The following is a 16,763-nucleotide window of genomic DNA, read 5'->3' on the forward strand; positions in this document are numbered from 1 at the left end:
CACAGGGCCACGTGTTCTCCCCAGGCGGGCTATGCCAGCAGCGAGCTGATGGGCTCCATGGCGAAGTAGACCACGAAGAGGGCGGCCACGAGCCACATGATCCAGTGCACCTTCTTGGCCTTGCCGGCAAAGGTAGCCATCAGGGCATAAGCGATGAAGCCCACACCAATACCGTTAGCAATGGAGTAAGTAAAGGGCATGACCACGATGGTGAGGAAGGCCGGAATGGCCTCCTCCATGCGGTTCCACTCGATGTCCTTGAGCTGTGCCGCCATCATCACGCCCACGACGACGAGGACGGGGGCCGCTGCCTCAATGGGCACGATCTCGTAGAGCGGGGTGAGGAACATGGCCAGCAAGAAGATCACACCGGTCACCACGTTGGCCAGGCCGGTGCGGGCACCGTCACCAATGCCGGCCGCCGAATCCGCAAACACCGTGTTGGAGGAGACCGAACCGGCGCCACCGGCAACGGCGCCAAAGCCCTCAACCACCAGGGCGGTCTTCATGTTCGGAAGGTTGCCCTTCTCGTCCACGAGGTTGGCTTGCTTGCCCAGGCCGTTCATGGTGCCCATGGCGTCGAAGAAGTTGGTGAGCAGCAGGGTGAAGATCAGCAAGACCGTGGAGACCACGCCGAGTTTGGTAAAGGCGCTGATCGGATCGACCTGGCCCACAATCGAGAGATCCGGCAGACCACCCAAGGAACTGGGCACCTCCGGAGTGGCCATGCCCCAGTCCTCGGAACCGGTCAGCGCCTGAATGATCATGGCGATGATGGTGGTAATGACGATGCCGATGAACAGTCCGCCGCGGACCTGACGGATGACGAAGAAGGCGGAGAGAATCAGGCCCACGACGAAGACGAAGGCCGGCCACGTAGCGATCGAACCGTTAACGCCCAGGCTCACCGGAACTGTGGTCATCGCGGCATCCGGGACGCGGGTGACAAAGTGACCATCCACGAAACCGATGAGCGCGATGAACATACCAATACCCACGCCCATCGCCGCCTTCATGGAGGCCGGGATGGCATCGAAAACGGCCTGGCGGAAGCCAGAGATGGCCAGCAGGACGATGATGATGCCTTCGATGACGACGAGGCCCATCGCCTCGCGCCATTCCAGGCCGTTGAGGGAAACCATCGTCACGGCGACGAAGGTGTTCATACCCAGGCCCGCAGCCATGGCGAATGGGTAACGGGCGATCATGCCGAAGGCGATGGTCATGACGCCGGCCACCAGTGCGGTGGCGGCGGCGACCTGCGGGATGCCCAGGGTGGTACCGGCAGCGTCAGCGGACGTGCCCAGGATGAGAGGGTTGAGGAGGATGATGTAGGCCATCGCGAAGAACGAGACCACGCCGGCGCGGACCTCGGTTCCCACGGTGGATCCGCGTTCGGAAATCTTGAAATAGCGATCGATAGCTGCGTTCATCGTGAGAGAGCGCCCCTTCTATCTAGAGAAATGAAGTTTTACCTGCTAAGGGTGCTCCATCCAGGTACTAAAACGCAAACCCCGCACGCTGCGTCGTTGCTGCGTGCGGGGAGCAAGGCGAGCCTCTTAAAAGATCGGCTTCTCATCATCAAAGGGACGCTCCTGCTCCGATCCCTCCTCACGGATGGTCGTGCCGGAATGCGCACCACAGCCATAGGTGGCGTGCACCACTTTCCCATCCGCCGAGTATTCATTGGCACAGACACCATAATTAGGCATCAGCTCGAGATAGAAAGCACAGGTTTTGCACTGCAGCTGCGCCTGCGCCGCCATCTCCGAATTAGGCCCATACTTCTTGCGCCAGCGCTCTTTGGCTTCCTTGAGGCCTGCCTCGGAAAGCTTCCCTTCATCAAGCCTTTCGTCATCGGGCGCGGGCGGCATGAGGTCGCCCGGGCCAAGGTCCCCTGGGCGCAGGCGCTCGGAATAGGGCACCCACTCGGGTGCTTGGAGGGCCTGGCCGCCGGGAACGAGCGCGACCTCGTTAACGGTCGGTGTGCGCGAGCCCTCCGCGCAGGCGACGACAGCATGCCACTCCCACCCCGGATAGCCCGGCACGTGGGCGTCGAAACGGTGAGTGGCCACGTTGCGGCCTACTCCGGCAACGCCGCGGTGCTTGCCGACGTCCCCCTCACCTACCTCTTCCACAGCCCGGCGCGCCAAGTCGACGGCGGTCGAGTCGAGAAGCGGGGAATGCATCTTTTTCTTGCGAGTCACCCTCCCATTATTAATCACGCACCAAGGCATAGTGCACAATGACAGTCATGGCCCTCCCGCACCTCACTCTCGCATCTCGCGCACTCGCTGCAGCTCTCTCCGCCGGCGCTCTCCTCGCACCGCTCACGTCGTGTTCCTCCCAACCCGCAGGCGATCGCGCGGTGTCGCCTGCCTCTTCGGTGTCGTCTGCCTCTTCGACGTCGTCTTCCTCGTCGAAGGGGGACGGTGGGACGTCGCCAAGCGCACGCTCCCCAGAGCGCTTGGGCGTTACCGTCCTGGACACCGTACCCCTGCCGCCCGATACCTTTACCCAGGGCCTGGAGGTTGACCCCGATGGCAACCTGCTGATCGGCACCGGGCTCAACGGCAAGTCCCGCCTGCTGCGCCTCAGCCCGGGTGCAGAGGCCCCGCAAGAGGAAACCTCGCTTGAAAGCTCATTCTTCGGCGAGGGAATCACGCAGACCGACGCCGGCATCTGGCAGCTGACCTGGAAATCCGGGACAGCTTTCCTGCGGGATTCCGCCACCTTCGAGGAACTGGACCGCGCTAGCTATGACGGCGAGGGCTGGGGCCTGTGCAACGCGGGATCCGAACTCATCCTGTCCGACGGCTCCGCCAAGCTGCGTCACCTGGATCCGAAGACCTTCGCAGAGCTCGGCCCGCGCACCGAAGTCACCCTCGACGGCTCCCCCGTGGATAACCTCAACGAGCTTGAGTGCGTCGATGGTGCGGTCTATGCCAACGTCTGGATGAGCGAGGATATCCTGCGCATTGACCCGGAATCCGGCGCTGTCACCGCCGTGATCGATACCGCAAACCTCAACCATTCCCCTTCTACGGATCCCAACGCCGTCCTCAACGGCATTGCCCGAATCCCGGGCACCGACGAGTTTTGGATCACCGGCAAGCTCTGGGATGAGCTGTACCGGGTGCGCTTCGAGTAGGATTCTCAGCCATGGCTACCGTGAAGCAAGCAAGGAAGAAGTCGCTGCTGCAGTTTCTGGTGCTCATCATCGCCGTGGCGGTCATCGTCGTGGCGGTGGTGCTGTTCCAAAAGTGGAGGAATGACCGCCCGGGCCCCGAGCCACAGGACGTCACCATCACGGCTACGGTGGGCTCCGACACCCTTGACGTTGCACCCTATAGCGTCTGCGAGCCTGGCACCGACTGCAAGGAAGGCGAGGTTCCCAACCTCACGGTGGGCCCCGATGACACCCTGAAGTTGGAGATCCCCGAGGCCATCTCTAACCACGAGTGGTCCGTGCTGTCCATCTATGATGACCCGGCCGCCAATGACAGCACCTCTCACGGCGCCAACGAGACCACCTCGCTGGATATCCCCGGCTCTGTGCCGCCGATTGAGGCCTCCACCGGTGAGCGCCCCAAGCTGATGGTGGTGGAGATTTCCACGCTCATGATTGGCCACGATGCCAATGGCGAGGAAACCCCGATGCAGACGGTGTGGTCCCTGTCCACCATGACGGATGAAGAACTCAAGGAGTCCAAGGCCACGGGCGACGCGCCAGCTGAGAAGTAGCGCCCCTGCCCCACCGATCGACAAAGTGCCCTAGCTGCCAAACTTAGGGCTGATCATTGAAAAATCAGCCTAGCTTTTGGCAACTAGGGCACTTTTCAGTCATCGGCCTACGAATGTAGGCCGCCCCTTAGCTATCCAAGTCCTTGGCAATAGCGCGCAGAATCTCCGCCACCTGACGGCCGGTCTTGCGATCTGGGTAGCGGCCCTGGCTCAGCACAGGCTGTACTTGGGTTTCGAGCAACGTCATGACGTCGGAAAGCATGCTCGACAGCTCCTCCGGCTTGCGGGCCGGGGTACGGCGGCGCGGGGAATCAAGGACCTTCACGCGCAGCGCCTGCGGGCCGCGACGGCCAGCAGCGAAGTCGAACTCGATTCGCTGGCCTTGATACAGCTCATCAACACCCTTGGGCAGCACGTTGCGGCCAACGTAGACGTCTTCATCGCCGGGGTTGCTGACAAAGCCGAAGCCCTTGTCCGCGTCATACCACTTCACTTTGCCGATAGGCATGGTTCTTCACTCACTTTCTTTCCGTCTCTCCTCTTATGAAAGCTTAGGCGCTGCCATGCGCCAGGCCTATAGGCCGCAAGCATTCCGGGACGAGGAGGCGCGGCGTAATTAATACTGAAGCGGCCGCGCGGAGGAACTATCCGTGGAACTTATAAAGAGATACATCTTAACCTCCCCACGCTCCGCCAGAGAAACTTGCCCCAGGGTTCACCCCATCAACCACACCCATAACATGCGTGATGTAGCTAACATTGCCGCCGCGAACAGGGGAAACATAGATAAATTGCCATGATTGTTACCGTTTTGGAGCATTTAACGTGACTGTTTCGTTATAAACCGCTACTCTTTCCCACAGGCACTTCGGCCACCGGCCGTGGAAGTCTCGCCCCAGACACAGTCCGGGCTTCCACTAGGCGGCCGCACATGATGTGCATGACTATGAACATCAACTGCAAGACACTATGCCGGACTGGGCATCATCTGGGCGCGAGAAAGCAAGAACAACCTAGAGAAGGAATACTTTAATGGGACGCCACTCCGCTAAGAACAAGTCCATCGCCACCAAGTTTGCCGCCTCCACCGTTGCCGTGGGCGCCGCCGCAGCCATCATGGCACCGAACGCTGCCGCTGCACCGGATTCCGATTGGGACCGCCTCGCGCAGTGCGAGTCCGGCGGCAACTGGGCCATCAACACCGGCAACGGTTACCACGGCGGCCTGCAGTTCAACGCTCAGACCTGGCAGGCCTACGGCGGCGGCGAGTTCGCTCCGACCGCTAACCTGGCAACCCGCGAGCAGCAGATCGTTGTTGCTGAGCGCACCCTGGCACAGCAGGGTTGGGGCGCATGGCCGGCTTGCTCCGCAAGCCTGGGCCTGAACTCCGCCCCGACCCCGCGTGATGCAAGCGCAGCCGCAGCCCCGGCCGAGGAGAAGACCGCTCCGGAGGCTCCGGCTGACGCCCCGCAGGCCGTTCAGGAGGCCGCTGAGGAGCCCACCGATGAGCTGGCTTCCGACGCCCTCTACTCCCTCATCCAGGACACCGCCACCCAGTACGGCCTGACGATCCCGGCATCCTTCACCGAGCAGTACAAGGCAAACCGCCACGACTTCAACGCCTTCTACTCCGCCAACCGCCACGTCATCGACCCGCTGGCACAGGTTCTGGCTGCACGCTAAGCAGCGCGCAGCGCCGTGCAAGCACGGCACATCGAGGCAAAACTCTAACTACATAAAAAGAGACTGGATGGTGTCCTCCATCCAGTCTCTTTTGGTTTTGCTTAAACCTTTTCCTCAACGGCAACGTCTTCCTTAGCGCGCGACCTATCGAAGGCCAGCAACACTAGACCGACAACGATCCACAGCCCCAGTGCCCACCACGCATGGACGGCACCATTGCCATCAAAGAAGGACAGTGAACGGACCAAGTGGCCCGTCGCGCCGATGGGCATCCACTGCCCCAGCGTCGACCACCCGGCAGGAAGCAGCCATGGTCCCGTCGCCAGACCCGACAGCGGGTTCGCCAGGAAGATGGTCGCCACAGCACCGATTCCGATGCCCGCGGCCCCCATCACTCCCGCGAGGCCGGCGGTTACCGCAGAAGTCGCAAGGATACCCGCTGCGATGGCCATCCACTCGGCAGCGAAGCTGCCACCGAGGGTTCCATAAACCGAGTGCAGCATCCACGTAGCAATAAGCGCACCCACCAGCGCGATACCAACGAGCACTCCCATCTTGATCCACTTCTTACCACGGAATGCAAAGGTGGCAATGACAGCGGAAATAATGCCACCAAAAGCTAGCGGAAGGCCAAGCAATGCAATGCCGCTTGCCTGCGGGTCCTCCTTCGTCGTCGGTGCCAGCTCCCGCTTCTCCACGGTCATCCCCTGAGCCTCGAGCTGGCTCGCAAGACCGTCAACCATCGCAACGTAGGGAGCACCATTTCCCGCGGCCGTGAAAGCATTCGCGCCCTGAGGAGAGATAGCGAGGCCGCCAACAGCCTCACGCTGTAGCACCGCGTCTCGCACCTCCGCCTCGCCGTGCTTCACGACGATCTCCGGGGCCTCATCCCCAGCCGCGCTCTCAATCTTCTGCGAGATGCCATCGAGCATGGGCTCCGGTACAGAGACCGCAATCGGCACTCCGGCTGGCCCGGATGCAAAGGTGGGCGCCAAGAATGCCCACAGCATGAGACCGATAACGATGGGGATCCCCACGATGGCAGCTATCGATTTCACAGCAACCGATGGCTGCTTTCTTTCCCGACTTTTCACCGCTGACATTACATAGCCTCCAAACGGAACAGGATGTTTCACTTACAAAGTGGAGCATAGTGTTCCGTTTGATATGATGCAAGCCGTGAGACAAGATGCAGCAGAAAACAAGCAAGCCATCGTCGCAGCAGCCAGGCAGCTGCTCATCACCGAGGGACCGGGCGTATCCATGCGCTCAATCGCCAAGAAAGCTGGCGTGGGCGTCGCCACGGTCTCACGCCACTTCCCCGAGCGGCTCTCCCTCATCGTTGCCATCACCAGCGCGGAGGTAGCGAACATCAAGGAAGAGGTGGACAGCCACCTGCAAGGCTTCGACGAGGACCCCGAAGGCACCTGGCGCGATATCATTCATCGCATCGCCGGCCTTAACTTCGCCGCCGTTGTTCAAGCTGCGTTAGCCGAAATGAACACTGCTGCGTTCTCAGACGATGACGCGCAGAAGATCGCTGCCCATCGCACAGCAGAACTGAAATCGATCTACCAACCGATGATCGAACTCGCGCGGCAAGCAGGCCTCTGCCCCGAGTCCCTCACCCCACTCGAACTTCACATCGGCATCGGTCTCATCACCCGCCCGCTGCCCAGAACGCCAGTGAGCACCGACTACCTATCAGGTATACAAGCCCAGCTCATCGATACGCTGCTCGACGGCTTTAAAGCCCAAGCCCGTGCCGACTAGTTCCCGTGCCGACTAGTTGAGGCGCAAGTACATTACAAACACGTATAGCCCCACCGAGGAGAACATTCTCGGAGGGGCTGAAAGCAGGCCAGTCAGGCTCAGCACATTCGCTAAGTGAAGCGCAGATTTCTGCGCGCCAACTTAGCGGTTGATGCGGGTGTACGGGTGTACGTAGTTCAGCTTCTCTGCCGGCATCGGCAGAATCAGATCGTCACCATACGGGCTGGATGCGCCAGCAAACGGTGCAGTGATCTCAGTAATGACGTGCTCGCGGGGGCTGTTCTTCGGCCAAGCCGGGGATACGAAGCCTTTGTTCTCATTCGACATGCTCCTTATTATTCCAAACCCTGCGCCGAAAAGTAACTTAATCACCCAACGAGGGCCCCATCCCTCCCCCGCCTACTAAACTTGATGGCCATCATGACCTCCCCCTCAAACCGCGCCCACGTCACCGAGAGCTACCGCGAATGGCTCAGCCAACTACCCGCTGAAGACTTACGCGCCCTGCTGAGCAACCGCAGCGATGTTCTCTCCCCCGCGCCGAGGGACTTCGACGCGCTGGCCTCGCGCCTGACACTTCCGATGCATGTCGCGGATGCCTTGGCGGCAAGCAACGCCGAGCAGCTCGCTGCCTTGGAGGACATCGCACAACGCGGCGGCGAGGTCGACATGGTGGAAGACACCAACCCCACAATCACGAAACAGCTCAAGGAGCGCGGCCTCGTCTTCGGTGACGCACCGCAGGTACGCATCGTCACCGCGGTGATGGGCTCGCTTCCCACCGGATGGTCGCTGCGCAATCAAGTCGAGTTCGACGCACAAGACATCGAAGCGCTCACTCCAGAAGAGCGCCACATCCTCGACGCTTTGGCCAAGGGCGATGGCGTGGGATACACCACTGACACCGAGCCGGATATCAACTCTGACGACCCCGCCAAGCGCCTGCTGGCCAAAGGTTTCCTGGAGCGCATCAATGCCCACTCGGTACGCCTGCCGCGCGCACTTGCCCGTGCACTGGTTGGGGACGCCACCCCGCCCATTCCCACCGCTCCCTCGGGCCGCGCCGGCACCCCGGAACCGGATTCAAAGGCAGACGACGCCGGTGCCGCGGCGGGCCTCGAGGCCGTGCGTGGCATGGAGAGGCTCATCGAGTTGCTCGGTAGCCACCCGGTCGCGCTGCTCAAGGATTCTTCGGTGGGCGTTCGCCCGCTCAACCAGTTGGCGAAGGACCTCGACTTGGATAAAGAAGAAGTCGGGCGGCTTATTGCTCTAGGACACCACGCCCGGCTTCTCCACCGCGGCGAACCTGATGGCTTAGAGGGCCATTTCCTCGCCCCCACCACCGGCTCCCAGGACTGGCTCGAGGCCGATCTCGGGGAGAAGTGGCGCATTCTTCTCGACGCCTGGCGTACCTCCCCCTGGGCCACATGGAGCGATACTCGGGTGCTCGCAGACGACAGCGCAGTGCGCCGCCTGCCGCGCTTCCGTAGCTTCGTCCTGGGTGTCTACGCTCACTCCGCCGTCGCGCTGAACAACGAAGAGTTTTGGGAGGATCTGCGCTTTCGCTCCCCTCTCTTTGCCAGCCACACGCGCACGCTGACCATTGAGAATCTGCGCGCCGAAGCCGAATGGATCGGTGCCATTGCGCTGGGCAAAGCTACCAGTGTGCTGGCTGATTCCGCCGCGGCCGCCAGCCTCGTCCCCGATACCGTCAGCGAATTCATCATCCAACAAGATCTCACCGTCCTCGTGCCCGGCCCCCTTGAGCCAGACACGCACCGCACCCTCGCCTCCATGGCTGACCTCGAATCCCCAGGCTTGGCCAGCGTGTACCGCATCAGCGAGTCCACCATTCGCCGTGGCATGGACCAGGGTCTGACCGCCCAGGAAATGACCGACTTTTTGGAAAAGCATTGCCCGACGGGCGTGCCGCAGGCGTTGGAATTTGCCATCGGGGACGTCGCCAAGCGCCATGGCACCCTCCGCAGCGGGCCGGCGCTCTCATACCTTCGCAGCGAGGACCCCGCGCTCCTGGAGCTTGCTGTCGCATCCGTTCCCGGTCTGCGCCTGCTCGCGCCCACCGTCGCGGTATCGCAGCTGCGCGTGGGCGAGTTGCTGGAGAAGCTGCGAGCGAAGGGCCTATCCCCCACCCCAGAGGATGAATCCGGCGCTTCCCTTACCGTCGCCCCCGAGCCCTACCTTTTGCCCACGCCCCGCACGAAGCCGCGCAAGCGCGAGCCCGCCTCGGTGGAGCAGGCGCTTCAGGCTTTGCAGAAGTCAGCGCAGGATCCGAGCCAACACCAGGAAGAGGAGCCAGATCCGCTCACTCTGGCCCGCGCCGCCGCGCGCTTCCACGCCGATATCGTGATTTCCTATGCCGATAAAAGCGGCGATCTCCGCACCGTAACCGTGAAGCCATTATCAGTAGAGGGCGGCTACATTGATGCTCTAGGCACCGCAGGAAAGCCCGTGCGTTTCCCGGTTCACCGCATTTCCTCCGTCCGCTTCGCCGACAGGGATTAAGTCCCTCCCTGACGCACAGAGTAGAAAGGCCCCATCATGCCCGGACCGCTCATCGTCCAATCGGACAAGACCGTCCTCCTCGAGGTGGATCACCCCCAAGCCAACGAAGCTCGCGCAGCACTCGCGCCTTTTGCTGAGCTGGAGCGCGCGCCCGAGCACATTCACACCTATCGCATCACCCCGCTAGCCCTGTGGAATGCGCGCGCCGCCGGGCACGATGCCGAGCAAGTCGTCGACGTTCTGGAGAACTACTCCCGCTTCCCGGTGCCGCAGGCGCTGCTGATCGACGTCGCCGAGACCATGTCGCGCTACGGCCGCGTGCGCCTGTTGGCCCACCCAGCCCACGGTCTCATCCTCGAATCGGACGAGCCCGTCATCCTGGAGGAGCTCACGCGCACCAAAAAAGTCAGCGAACTTCTGGGCCCGCGCATTGATGACAACACCATCGCCGTGCCGCCCTCCGCTCGCGGGCGGCTCAAACAAGAGCTGCTCAAAGCCAGCTGGCCCGCCGATGACCGCGCCGGCTATGTCGACGGCGAATCCCATCCCATCGCGCTGAGCACCGAGGAGGTGGACTGGGAGCTTCGGGATTATCAGCAGTATGCCGCCGATTCCTTCTGGTCCGGTGGCTCCGGCATCGTGGTCCTGCCCTGTGGCGCGGGCAAAACCATCGTGGGTGCTGCCGCCATGGCCAAAGCACAGGCCACCACGCTCATCCTCGTGACCAACACCGTGGCCGGGCGCCAGTGGCGCGATGAGCTGCTGCGGCGCACCAGCCTCACGCCAGAGGAGATCGGTGAGTACTCGGGGGAGAAAAAGGAAATCAAGCCGATTACCATCGCCACCTACCAGGTGGTCACCCGCAAGACCAAGGGCGAATACCGTGCACTCGAGCTCTTCGATTCCCACGACTGGGGCCTCATCATCTACGACGAAGTGCACCTCCTGCCGGCCCCAGTTTTCCGAATGACCTCCGACCTACAATCGCGCCGCCGCTTAGGACTGACCGCCACACTCATCCGCGAGGACGGCCGCGAAGGCGATGTCTTTTCGCTCATCGGTCCCAAGCGCTATGACGCGCCGTGGAAGGAGCTGGAATCCGCCGGCTACATCGCCACCGCGGACTGCGTCGAGGTGCGCGTGGACATGACGCAGGAGGAGCGCCTGCTCTATGCCACGGCACAGGCGCGGGAGAGGTATAGGATTGCGGCGTCGGCAAGCGCTAAGCTGCGGGCCGTCGACAAGCTGCTAAAGAAGCATGCAGGTCAGCAGGCGCTCATCATCGGCGCCTACGTGGACCAGCTGGAGGAGCTCGGTGAGCACCTAGGCGCGCCCGTCATCGACGGCAAGACCTCCACCGCCAAACGCGAAAAGCTCTTCCAGCAATTCCGCGAAGGCGAGCTTCCTACCCTGGTGGTCTCCAAAGTCGCGAACTTCTCCATCGATCTCCCCGAAGCCGCCCTGGCCATCCAGGTTTCCGGCACCTTCGGCTCCCGTCAGGAGGAGGCCCAGCGTTTGGGCCGCCTGCTGCGTCCTAAGAAGGATGGTCAGGAAGCAACCTTCTACACGTTGGTGGCGCGCGAATCGATCGACGCGGAATATGCTATGCACCGACAGCGGTTTTTGGCCGAGCAAGGTTATGCCTACCGGCTGGTGGACGAAGTAGACTTGTGAGCTGATGAAGATTTTCAAGTTTGACGTCAACGAAGACTTTGCCAAGAAGAACAACGAGCTCCTGCGGGATTCCTCGCGCCTGCGCAATTCCGGCCTCATCATGGGCTTGGTTCTTATCCTCGGTGCCCTCGCCGTTTACTTGGGCATGGATGCCGTCTGGCGCATCACGCTGGCCGTCGGCATGGTGCTCTTCGGAATCTTTTGCGCCGTTGTTGGCATCATGGCCTCGCGCAAGGTCGGCACGGCGCAAAAGCTCTATGATTCTTATCCGCTTGCCCCGGCCGTCGTAGCGGAGGTCAACGAGCGCGACATGGTCCTCATGGCCTTGGTGAACACCAATGTTGACCCGAAGGTGCCGCCGCGGTGGGGCGCATGCCTGCGCACGGTCACGAGCATTCCAGGCATCAAGCGCACCGTGGGAACTAAGGTCCCGGTGGCCGCTGTTTCCGGCCAGCGCAGCAGCAGCGATAAAGACCATTGGCAGCAGATCACCCCGATGCCAATTGCCTGGGGCACCCCGGACGCGGAGACCGTGACGATTGCACGCAAGTCCATTCCGGAGGATCAGTGGCAGCGCCTGGAGCGCGCACGCAAGCGTCTGACTGACGTCAAGGCTACGAAGTACGATCTGTTGGTGCTGTAAATGACTGTTCACAGGCTTCAAGAATTTGGCGAAACCATCTTTGCCACCATGACCGCGCTTGCCGTGGAGCATGACGCGGTGAACTTGGGCCAGGGCTTCCCCGATAGCGATGGCCCACGGCGCATGCTGGAGATTGCCCAGGAGAATATCGCCGGCGGCAACAACCAATACGCTCCCCTACGCGGGGTCCCAGAACTGGTCGACGCCATCGCGGAGACCTACTCCGTGCCGCAGGATCACGTCGTGGTCACCGCCGGTGCTACCGAGGCCATCACCGCCACCGTCCTAGGCCTCGTGGAGCCCGGCCAGGAGGTCATCGTCCTCGAGCCTTATTACGACGCCTATATCGCCGCCATCGCGCTTGCCGACGCCACCCGCATCGCCGTCCCCTTGAAGGAATCCGGCAACAGCTGGGACATCGACGTTGCTGCGGTACGTGCTGCCGTGACGGACAAGACCGCCATGGTCATCATCAACACCCCGCACAACCCGACCGGCTCGGTCTTCTCCCGCGAGGCGCTCACCGAGCTTGCCGAGCTCTGCGTGGAGAAGGACCTCCTTGTGTTAGCTGACGAGGTCTACGAAAACCTCACCTTCGGCACCGCCGAGCACGTCAGCATCGCCTCCCTGCCGGGGATGGCCGAGCGCACCGTCACGGTGTCTTCTGCCGCCAAATCCTTCAACTGCACCGGGTGGAAGACCGGCTGGGCCATTGCGGAGCCTAAGCTTCTCGACGGCGTCATCAAAGCCAAGCAGTTCACCACCTTCGTCTCCACCACGCCCTTCCAGCCCGCCGTGGCACATGCCCTGCGCTATGAACAAGAATGGCTGGATGGCATGGTGTCTGAGCTTGCAGAGTGCCGCGGCATCCTAGTGGAAGGGCTAGAACAGTTGGGCTTCCACGTCCACGACACCGGCGGCACCTACTACGTGGTTGCCGATGTCTCCCCCACCGGAATGACCGGCGTGGACTTCTGCATGCAGCTGCCCGCAACAAAGGGTGTGGCAGCCATCCCGCTGGCCGCCTTCACGGACAACCCAGAGCCGTGGAAGTCCAAGGTTCGCTTTGCCTTCTGCAAGCGTCCCGAGGTCATTCGCGAAGCCGTGCGGCGTCTAACTGCAGAGTCCTAAGAATTCAGGCTCCTAAGCTTGCCCCTTCTGTCCTGCACATTCTTGTCTTTAACGGCTTTCAGCCCCCTACATTCCGTTCTGGCCTTTAGGAGAACCGGGTTCTACAATCAGCGCGAGTCCCGAAGCAAGGTCTGCCAGCAACTGCTTCGACGAGTCCACAGGAGCATTGAGGTAGTCGATCGTCAGCCCGTTGACCAGTGCAGTGACAAGACGAGCACCTTGCTCAGGCGACAGCCCTCGGGCCAATTTTCCGAAACGTTGCGCTGCTTCGAGACCTTCAGAAACGCGCGCCCGAAACTTCGTCACCTCGGCGTCGTATAAGTCAGCCAGCCATTCACGCGTCGAGGCAGCAGCTCCCACTATGACCCACACAGCGGAATCCTCGCGCTGGACAGGTCCAATTGGCAAAAGTTCAGCAAGACGACTGTGGAAGGCCGCGTGAAAATCCGTCGCATCGGTTTGTGTAAGGGCCCGCGACTCCTGACGCTGCAACGACCTGACAAAAGCTTTCGCGATGATGTCGTCCCGTTTACCCATCTGGTACTGGACAGTCCCAGGTGCGACGCCAGCTTCAGTGGCGACATTGCGCACGCTCAGGGCATCGAGGCCCTGGCTGACCATCACTCGAATAGCAGCATCAGCGATCATTGCGGCGGTGCCGGTGATGGGTGTGTTGCGATCAACGGACATGGAGCTCCAATCTTGCGTAGCTCAGATGCGATGAGCCATTCATAAGTGTAGTTGCACTCGCGCATTGCGCCTCGTACAATCGTACCAAGCCCGCGATTAATACGAACGTACGACGCTGGATTGAGGCCTCTTGCGAATCTAAGGTCAAACTCCCCGCAAACACCCGACTACTGGAGAATTCCATGTCAGACTTCCTTCCCCTTGCTGGCCTTGCACTCGTAGATAGTTTGAGTGCAGGAACCCTTGTCATTCCTATTGCACTGATTGTTATCTGGCGACGAGTACGTTTAGGCCTATTGGGCACCTATCTCGCTACGATCGCCACGGCCTACTGCGGCCTTGGTATTGCGCTTCTATTAGGGTTCGATGCAGCAGTATCGAGACTTTCTGGCGTAAGCGAGACTGATTGGTTCCGGTGGGTGACTCTTGTACTGGGCGCGGGGCTTTTCATCTTCGGTGCGTTCTCACCAAACCCAAAAAAGCCCGCAGCCGCGCAGACCGCCGGCCCAGAAGTACCAAAGAGTCGGGCTTCTCGCCTTGCACGGGGCGCGTCACTGAGTGCGACCGGCATGGTGGGGCTTGCGCTAGGTGCTGCCGTCGTCGAGGCTGCGACGATGTTGCCTTACCTGGGCGCAATGGGAATTATCCAGTCTATGTCTTTCGGGTTTAGCGGCAAGGTCGCGCTTATTGCGGGGTACTGCATCATCACGGTCCTACCGGCAACTCTTATGGCTGCCATTGCAGGCGCAGCGGGGCCGGCTATCTTTCCTCGTCTGGAGCGCGCCATCCGTCGGCTGGAGTATGAAGCGAAAGTGACGTTGCTGTGGATCGCGGCAATTGTGGGAGTCTACATGGCGGCATCGAGTGCACAAGGGCTCGGATTGATCGGTTGAGTGCCGGGCTGAACGTTGAGCGATAGCGCCGATTGAAGAGCCCCTTCCTGCAGAGCTAGCCCCCCGACCCGTCATAACGGCGGCCGAGAGCTACGTCTTCTTCATCCCCTATCCGATGCCTACCAAGGCGGCAACAGTTGGGAGAAAGAAGAAAATCAGCGCGCCGCCGATTATGTCGAAGCTGACGCCTGTGCGGATCATACGCGCGATGGAAACGCAGCCGGAGCCGTAAACGATGGCATTTTGCCGCGTGGAAATTGGAAGCATAAAGCCAAAGGATGCGCCGAAGGAAGCGGCCATCGCCGGATAACAGGGTCCACTCCCGCAGCCATGGCGAGTGGAACAACAATCGGCACAGTGACAGCCGCCGCGGTATTACTTGTGGTCTCAGAGATGAGGATGGCCAGCAACACCGCCATGGCAGTGATGACCAAGGCACTAGATACGCCCAACATATTGTTGAGTCCGGAACCGATAGTTTCTGCTAGACCGGAGCTGCCCAGCATAGCGCCGAAGATCATGCCGCAACCAAACAATATGATGGTGCCCCAGTCAATCTTGGCCGCATCTGACCAGTCCAGGGTGTACTGCAGCTTCTTGGATTCAACGGGCAGCGAGCCCATATGACTACTTGTTCAAGCCGGTGAGAATCCAAGCACTACCCGGACTATCCAGAGAAAAACTGAGAGCCACTGTCGTTGACTCCATGATTAAAGAAGACGGACTTGATGGAGAACACAGATCAAGAGCCTGTCGAGAGAACTTCACCCATTTCTCGCTGTCGCCCTTTCCTCTAAGAAAGAGGAAGTTTTCATGATCGGAGAAGCCGTGTTCTGGAACAGGGGGATCATCAGCCATAAGTGTTTCTTTGACTGTTTGATACGGAGTGTATGGGCACACGAGCGAAAACTCAGTCCACTCTGGTCCGTAGAGTTCCTCCAGTGTGATGGACTCAGTAACGGGGGTTTCATGTCCCGATCGTCCTACGGACGCGAGATGAGAAGCCAATGGGTCATCAAAACTACAAGAGGAGAGTAATAGGGAAACAATACTAGTGAGCCCTATCTGCGCCATCATGCGTCTCATTAACATAACCCCCTTCTCCTAGGAAAGTGTAGATAGCAGTCCAATTCTAGCCCAGAGGGCGCACTGGTTCAGAGCAGAAGCTTCGTCGCCACTACTTGCGAAAGCAGATCCAAGAAATCGACCTTGGGCATTGTTATACAAGTCCACGTTGGTCTCATCCGCTGGCCCCTGAGCGACAGTTTCGTGGTTAGTAGCAATGCGTTCAGCTGCACCTGCACCGATTCTCATCGTCATCAGGGCATTCCACAAGCAGTGCCGAAAAGCATCGCCCTTTCCATTGCGGAGTGATGTGGCGCCAGGAAACCGGTTCTGCGCTTCCATACTCGCGGTTGTGGCTGCCTGATTGGCGATGCCGCATGATACTACGTCGACCAGCGCGATGCAGGACAGCATTTCAAAGCCCTGGATATATATCCGGTAGGGGTCCGACTGGGCGGTCGCAAAAGGCGCTACCTGAAGATTGATGTCAGTGACCCTGGACGCTTCACCTGGGACAAATAGCGCGTATGAACGGTGCAGGGATCCATTGCGGTCCATAAGCGCAGACGTGGATGTGCAGCACGCAGGTCTGTGTTTTCAGGTTTGTACTTGTAGGTTGTATGCGAAAACGACGAAGGAGCCCGTCACCGTTGAGTTGTTGCTCAAAGGTGGCGGGCTTGTTGTATTGAGTTGTTGTTTGTTGTTTGGTGTCGGCGGTTTCTTACTCTCCCACAACCTCCCGGTTGCAGTACCATCAGCGTTAGCAGGCTTAGCTTCCGGGTTCGGAATGGGTCCGGGCGTTTCCCTGCTGCTATAGGCCACCGACAAACACTTAGGGCAACGTCTGGTTGCTGGTGTTGTGTCAGATACTGTGTAGTGGACGCAAGCGACAGTGATATTTTATTGTCTTTGTTGTGTTTGTTGTCAACACACCCTAGATGGGT

The 16,763-nt window shown here is 60.5% G+C and carries 17 protein-coding genes, 1 rRNA gene and 1 pseudogene; 9 read left to right on the forward strand and 10 right to left on the reverse strand.

All coding sequences use genetic code 11. The features are described 5' to 3' along the window. Window positions 1-29: 29 nt before the first annotated feature. Window positions 30-1,433: an NCS2 family permease gene (locus HMPREF2912_RS09250; protein ID WP_070624531.1), complete on the reverse strand. Its 1,404-nt coding sequence runs from the start codon at window positions 1,431-1,433 to the stop codon at window positions 30-32. A 126-nt stretch (window positions 1,434-1,559) separates the two neighbouring features. Continuing rightward, window positions 1,560-2,189, reverse strand: a complete 630-nt coding sequence (locus HMPREF2912_RS09255) for a DUF3027 domain-containing protein (RefSeq protein ID WP_319803319.1) — start codon at window positions 2,187-2,189, stop codon at window positions 1,560-1,562. 56 nt (window positions 2,190-2,245) lie between these two features. Between HMPREF2912_RS09255 and HMPREF2912_RS09260 the strand changes: the two genes are divergently transcribed. Together HMPREF2912_RS09260 and HMPREF2912_RS09265 are read left to right on the forward strand one after the other, a co-directional pair. Beyond that, window positions 2,246-3,151 (forward strand): glutaminyl-peptide cyclotransferase, encoded by a 906-nt coding sequence (locus HMPREF2912_RS09260; RefSeq protein WP_101736171.1) that lies wholly within the window; start codon window positions 2,246-2,248, stop codon window positions 3,149-3,151. Between the two features lie 11 nt (window positions 3,152-3,162). Beyond that, window positions 3,163-3,744 carry a DUF2771 domain-containing protein gene (locus tag HMPREF2912_RS09265; protein WP_070523059.1) on the forward strand — a complete coding sequence of 194 codons (582 nt, stop codon included), beginning with the start codon at window positions 3,163-3,165 and terminating at the stop codon, window positions 3,742-3,744. A 127-nt stretch (window positions 3,745-3,871) separates the two neighbouring features. On the opposite strand, the gene HMPREF2912_RS09270 is transcribed toward HMPREF2912_RS09265, so the two are convergent. Further along, a complete protein-coding gene (locus HMPREF2912_RS09270) occupies window positions 3,872-4,252 on the reverse strand; it encodes a cold-shock protein (protein WP_070523056.1) in 381 nt (126 codons plus the stop codon). Window positions 4,253-4,776: 524 nt separating this feature from the next. Between HMPREF2912_RS09270 and HMPREF2912_RS09275 the strand changes: the two genes are divergently transcribed. Then, window positions 4,777-5,427 carry a resuscitation-promoting factor Rpf1 domain-containing protein gene (locus HMPREF2912_RS09275; RefSeq protein ID WP_070523053.1) on the forward strand — a complete coding sequence of 217 codons (651 nt, stop codon included), beginning with the start codon at window positions 4,777-4,779 and terminating at the stop codon, window positions 5,425-5,427. A gap of 101 nt (window positions 5,428-5,528) precedes the next feature. Here HMPREF2912_RS09275 and HMPREF2912_RS09280 read toward each other — a convergent pair whose 3' ends face one another. Next, window positions 5,529-6,485 carry an ABC transporter permease gene (locus HMPREF2912_RS09280; protein ID WP_232748464.1) on the reverse strand — a complete coding sequence of 319 codons (957 nt, stop codon included), beginning with the start codon at window positions 6,483-6,485 and terminating at the stop codon, window positions 5,529-5,531. Between the two features lie 112 nt (window positions 6,486-6,597). Between HMPREF2912_RS09280 and HMPREF2912_RS09285 the strand changes: the two genes are divergently transcribed. Next, a complete protein-coding gene (locus HMPREF2912_RS09285; RefSeq protein ID WP_246816513.1) occupies window positions 6,598-7,200 on the forward strand; it encodes a TetR/AcrR family transcriptional regulator in 603 nt (200 codons plus the stop codon). 141 nt (window positions 7,201-7,341) lie between these two features. Here the strand turns inward: HMPREF2912_RS09285 and HMPREF2912_RS09290 are convergent, their stop codons facing one another. Beyond that, window positions 7,342-7,527 (reverse strand): hypothetical protein, encoded by a 186-nt coding sequence (locus HMPREF2912_RS09290; RefSeq protein WP_070523044.1) that lies wholly within the window; start codon window positions 7,525-7,527, stop codon window positions 7,342-7,344. Window positions 7,528-7,620: 93 nt separating this feature from the next. Between HMPREF2912_RS09290 and HMPREF2912_RS09295 the strand changes: the two genes are divergently transcribed. Genes HMPREF2912_RS09295 through HMPREF2912_RS09310 form a run of 4 tightly spaced genes read left to right on the forward strand, consistent with a single transcriptional unit; the run spans window position 7,621 to window position 13,171 of the window. After that, window positions 7,621-9,723, forward strand: coding sequence for a helicase-associated domain-containing protein (locus tag HMPREF2912_RS09295; RefSeq protein ID WP_070683910.1), 2,103 nt, complete (start codon window positions 7,621-7,623; stop codon window positions 9,721-9,723). A gap of 36 nt (window positions 9,724-9,759) precedes the next feature. Beyond that, window positions 9,760-11,397 (forward strand): DNA repair helicase XPB, encoded by a 1,638-nt coding sequence (locus HMPREF2912_RS09300; protein WP_070683896.1) that lies wholly within the window; start codon window positions 9,760-9,762, stop codon window positions 11,395-11,397. A gap of 4 nt (window positions 11,398-11,401) precedes the next feature. Further along, complete coding sequence (locus HMPREF2912_RS09305) at window positions 11,402-12,040, forward strand: DUF3239 domain-containing protein (protein ID WP_070683898.1); 639 nt, start codon at window positions 11,402-11,404, stop codon at window positions 12,038-12,040. Next, complete coding sequence (locus HMPREF2912_RS09310; RefSeq protein WP_070683900.1) at window positions 12,041-13,171, forward strand: pyridoxal phosphate-dependent aminotransferase; 1,131 nt, start codon at window positions 12,041-12,043, stop codon at window positions 13,169-13,171. It begins immediately after the preceding gene. 66 nt (window positions 13,172-13,237) lie between these two features. On the opposite strand, the gene HMPREF2912_RS09315 is transcribed toward HMPREF2912_RS09310, so the two are convergent. Continuing rightward, entirely contained in the window at window positions 13,238-13,861 is a 624-nt protein-coding gene (locus HMPREF2912_RS09315) for a TetR/AcrR family transcriptional regulator (RefSeq protein ID WP_070531563.1), read from the reverse strand. 182 nt (window positions 13,862-14,043) lie between these two features. On the opposite strand from HMPREF2912_RS09315, the gene HMPREF2912_RS09320 reads away from it, so the two are divergent. Beyond that, the gene (locus HMPREF2912_RS09320; RefSeq protein WP_070683902.1) at window positions 14,044-14,754 is read left to right on the forward strand and encodes a GAP family protein; all 711 of its coding nucleotides are present in this window, start codon (window positions 14,044-14,046) and stop codon (window positions 14,752-14,754) included. Between the two features lie 108 nt (window positions 14,755-14,862). Here the strand turns inward: HMPREF2912_RS09320 and HMPREF2912_RS13255 are convergent. The 4 genes and pseudogenes from HMPREF2912_RS13255 to rrf form a co-directional block, all read right to left on the reverse strand. Further along, window positions 14,863-15,368 (reverse strand): annotated as a pseudogene (locus tag HMPREF2912_RS13255) (SLC13 family permease); the annotation flags it as partial. A 13-nt stretch (window positions 15,369-15,381) separates the two neighbouring features. After that, window positions 15,382-15,612, reverse strand: a complete 231-nt coding sequence (locus HMPREF2912_RS12905; protein WP_144015057.1) for a hypothetical protein — start codon at window positions 15,610-15,612, stop codon at window positions 15,382-15,384. A gap of 246 nt (window positions 15,613-15,858) precedes the next feature. Beyond that, window positions 15,859-16,377, reverse strand: a complete 519-nt coding sequence (locus HMPREF2912_RS13420) for a DUF6973 domain-containing protein (RefSeq protein WP_371441107.1) — start codon at window positions 16,375-16,377, stop codon at window positions 15,859-15,861. A gap of 150 nt (window positions 16,378-16,527) precedes the next feature. Next, window positions 16,528-16,645: ribosomal RNA gene (rrf, locus tag HMPREF2912_RS09340) — 5S ribosomal RNA — on the reverse strand. Window positions 16,646-16,763: the final 118 nt, after the last annotated feature.

It is taken from the genome of Corynebacterium sp. HMSC056E09, assembly GCF_001813425.1.
Lineage (GTDB): Bacteria > Actinomycetota > Actinomycetes > Mycobacteriales > Mycobacteriaceae > Corynebacterium > Corynebacterium hesseae.

What these genes read in the sequence shown, in the direction of transcription:
- HMPREF2912_RS09250 (WP_070624531.1), bottom strand. Translation starts at nt 1,433, where the DNA reads ATGAACGCAGCTATCGATCGCTATTTCAAGATTTCCGAACGCGGATCC.
- HMPREF2912_RS09255 (WP_319803319.1), bottom strand. Translation starts at nt 2,189, where the DNA reads ATGCATTCCCCGCTTCTCGACTCGACCGCCGTCGACTTGGCGCGCCGG.
- HMPREF2912_RS09260 (WP_101736171.1), top strand. Translation starts at nt 2,246, where the DNA reads ATGACAGTCATGGCCCTCCCGCACCTCACTCTCGCATCTCGCGCACTC.
- HMPREF2912_RS09265 (WP_070523059.1), top strand. Translation starts at nt 3,163, where the DNA reads ATGGCTACCGTGAAGCAAGCAAGGAAGAAGTCGCTGCTGCAGTTTCTG.
- HMPREF2912_RS09270 (WP_070523056.1), bottom strand. Translation starts at nt 4,252, where the DNA reads ATGCCTATCGGCAAAGTGAAGTGGTATGACGCGGACAAGGGCTTCGGC.
- HMPREF2912_RS09275 (WP_070523053.1), top strand. Translation starts at nt 4,777, where the DNA reads ATGGGACGCCACTCCGCTAAGAACAAGTCCATCGCCACCAAGTTTGCC.
- HMPREF2912_RS09285 (WP_246816513.1), top strand. Translation starts at nt 6,598, where the DNA reads ATGCAAGCCGTGAGACAAGATGCAGCAGAAAACAAGCAAGCCATCGTC.
- HMPREF2912_RS09290 (WP_070523044.1), bottom strand. Translation starts at nt 7,527, where the DNA reads ATGTCGAATGAGAACAAAGGCTTCGTATCCCCGGCTTGGCCGAAGAAC.
- HMPREF2912_RS09295 (WP_070683910.1), top strand. Translation starts at nt 7,621, where the DNA reads ATGACCTCCCCCTCAAACCGCGCCCACGTCACCGAGAGCTACCGCGAA.
- HMPREF2912_RS09300 (WP_070683896.1), top strand. Translation starts at nt 9,760, where the DNA reads ATGCCCGGACCGCTCATCGTCCAATCGGACAAGACCGTCCTCCTCGAG.
- HMPREF2912_RS09305 (WP_070683898.1), top strand. Translation starts at nt 11,402, where the DNA reads ATGAAGATTTTCAAGTTTGACGTCAACGAAGACTTTGCCAAGAAGAAC.
- HMPREF2912_RS09310 (WP_070683900.1), top strand. Translation starts at nt 12,041, where the DNA reads ATGACTGTTCACAGGCTTCAAGAATTTGGCGAAACCATCTTTGCCACC.
- HMPREF2912_RS09315 (WP_070531563.1), bottom strand. Translation starts at nt 13,861, where the DNA reads ATGTCCGTTGATCGCAACACACCCATCACCGGCACCGCCGCAATGATC.
- HMPREF2912_RS09320 (WP_070683902.1), top strand. Translation starts at nt 14,044, where the DNA reads ATGTCAGACTTCCTTCCCCTTGCTGGCCTTGCACTCGTAGATAGTTTG.
- HMPREF2912_RS12905 (WP_144015057.1), bottom strand. Translation starts at nt 15,612, where the DNA reads ATGGCTGATGATCCCCCTGTTCCAGAACACGGCTTCTCCGATCATGAA.
- HMPREF2912_RS13420 (WP_371441107.1), bottom strand. Translation starts at nt 16,377, where the DNA reads ATGGACCGCAATGGATCCCTGCACCGTTCATACGCGCTATTTGTCCCA.